This is a genomic window from Idiomarina fontislapidosi (assembly GCF_003226255.1).
Lineage (GTDB): Bacteria > Pseudomonadota > Gammaproteobacteria > Enterobacterales > Alteromonadaceae > Idiomarina > Idiomarina fontislapidosi.
The window spans coordinates 1-2272 of the sequence record NZ_QJST01000038.1 but is presented as its reverse complement, the minus strand read 5'-3'; the positions used below and the strand labels follow the sequence as shown (position 1 = coordinate 2272).

Below are 2272 nucleotides of genomic sequence, written 5' to 3'. Positions count from 1 at the left end.
CAAGTATTTGAAGTCATTGAGAGAGAAAAAATCGACTTTACTTGCGGCATAAAAAGCTTGTTGAAAGTCTCAGGGCGTGAAGCGGACATTAACGCCTCCGACGAGCTTGGCATGGTTAGGCATTACTGTGCTCCGTTATCAAACCACCACATGATAACTTGAGCCAAAACGCCCACAATCCCGACGATTACAATAGCCCAGGTAAGATTATTACCAACTTTGGCCGTTGCGGGATTATCTCTATGTTTCTGCTTCTCCAACTCGTGATTCGAAAGCGTTTCAAGAGCTTTGCCCGATAATACATACCCACCTTTGTCCCGCTTCAAATCCCCAGATTCAGCCAGGGATTCCAGCAGGAGCTTAAGATGTTCCTTATGTTCATCCTTGCCGGGGTGAAAAAATCACTTCCTTGAATATAGCTGCATTCCAATGTAATCCCCCAGAAAACCGGTGGCCAATTTTTCTTTACCACTACAGTTTGATTAAAAGGAGGTTTCTTGTACTTTGATAACAATACTTAACCTGAATGGAATCACAATGCCAAAGCTTAACTTTGAAAACGCAATAACGTGGACATGGGCTATAGTATCTGTGTTGGTGGTGGGAATTTATTTAGGGCTAATGTTTGGTGAATCAGGTGCCATAGAAGGAACGTTTTTTGACCTGATTAGCACATTAACGTCTCTCGGTATATTGGCTATAGGGTATCAAGGCTTGCACTCCTGGCGAGTCCAAGACAGAACTAAAATGAGACGTGAGTATGCACAGAAAGCTATAGGGCATCTGACGCGAGCATTGGAAGTAAAGGGGCAGTTCACTGTCCCCTTTGAGGCTCAGAAGAAAATCAACGAAGCCTACCACTTGCTCAAAACTCGTGACATCGACGACGAAATAAACGAATTAATAATCGACGCTATACAGGAAGCACAGTCACAAATCGAAAACGCGGTCAGAGAAGTTCCAGAACTCATTTACTCCGCAAAGTCCGCAGTGATTTGCGTATCAAAGGAAATATACGCTGCATTGGAAAGAATCAATGAGCCGCTTAGATATTACCGCGTAAAAACTCGGACTCAAATTTCGAATGACGTCCCTGAATTTATGTACGATTTGACGAATAACCGTGTTCAGGGCGGAGGTGCGTTTTACTTCCTATACGATTACATCGACCTTGCGAGTTTGAACCTACAATTTCGGGAGATTGAAAATATTATTGATTTGCTTCTGGATGTGATTGAGCACGGCGAGTTGAGTAACGATACGAGAGGACAAAGTGGTGACTGACTTCAAAATATTTAGCCACCAACGACAAATTTTGCATTAACCCGCCTTAAAAATTCAAAGGTGTTGATGCAATCAACCCCAAAATCGTTGCAGACGTTTGGAACCTTGACGCGTTTACTTTGTTGCGGAGCTAAGCTCTCAAGAGACACGACAGTCGCTCCAATAGCTGCCGCTTTGGCTATGATCCAAGCATCCGCCTTTTCGAGGAAATTATCTCTGCTATTCGCATTGTAGTCATTAGCAAAGAGGTGCTGAGCAATGTGGGTATACAATGTCTGGGTTGCGTCGTCGTCATTATTGATGAAATGCTCTTTACGTTCTTTGACCCAGTCCTTTAGCTCATCGTTACCGTCCGTTAGCTCTCGATAGACTTGGTTAATACTACATACGTCGCCGTTCAGAAATGTTGCATCCAGAAAATCCCAGTAAGCAGGGCAGATATCCATTCCATAATAAAGGTTTTTAGCCTGAATATAGGTATTAGCATCCAAAAGGTACATTGTTGTCAGTCCATTCGACGAGAGAATTCCAATACATTAGCGGGAGGCATTGCTAACAAGTTACCGGCTTCTTTAAGCATAATCCGGCCGGTAGAAGCTTCAGCGGTTACTGCAGCAGAAAAGTTGTGACTAATCTGAGCGCGCTTTGTCATGTAGTAACTGGGACCGAAGCCGCTGCCTTTATCTCTATTTTTAAAAGTCTTTCGCTCACTGCGGATGAAAGCAGAGTAGTTTTCATTATCAATAAAGTTGAATGTCAGAGCACGTCTCGCAATAACCCATTTACTAACGTGGAAATGAGCCTCAAGCTCTGGCAGGTTGTCGCGCCAGTCTTCTACCTCGAAGCGCCATTTTGCTTTGAACTCCTCACCTGGTACTAAAAATTCAGCAGCTTGCGTATTTCGGTGATTCCGAACAGCGATTCCGGAGTTATCCGATCACCTGTTAGCCGTTCTTTTTCATAACCCTCTTTTTACGCTAAGTGATCG

General features: G+C 43.7%; 2 protein-coding genes. One reads left to right on the top strand and one right to left on the bottom strand.

What is annotated here, in order from left to right:
* Positions 1–537 precede the first annotated feature (537 nt).
* Positions 538–1284: a hypothetical protein gene (locus DFP83_RS13410; RefSeq protein WP_110576582.1), complete on the top strand. Its 747-nt coding sequence runs from the start codon at positions 538–540 to the stop codon at positions 1282–1284.
* A gap of 11 nt (positions 1285–1295) precedes the next feature.
* Here DFP83_RS13410 and DFP83_RS13405 read toward each other — a convergent pair whose 3' ends face one another.
* Positions 1296–1784: a DUF4411 family protein gene (locus tag DFP83_RS13405; RefSeq protein ID WP_110576580.1), complete on the bottom strand. Its 489-nt coding sequence runs from the start codon at positions 1782–1784 to the stop codon at positions 1296–1298.
* Positions 1785–2272: the final 488 nt, after the last annotated feature.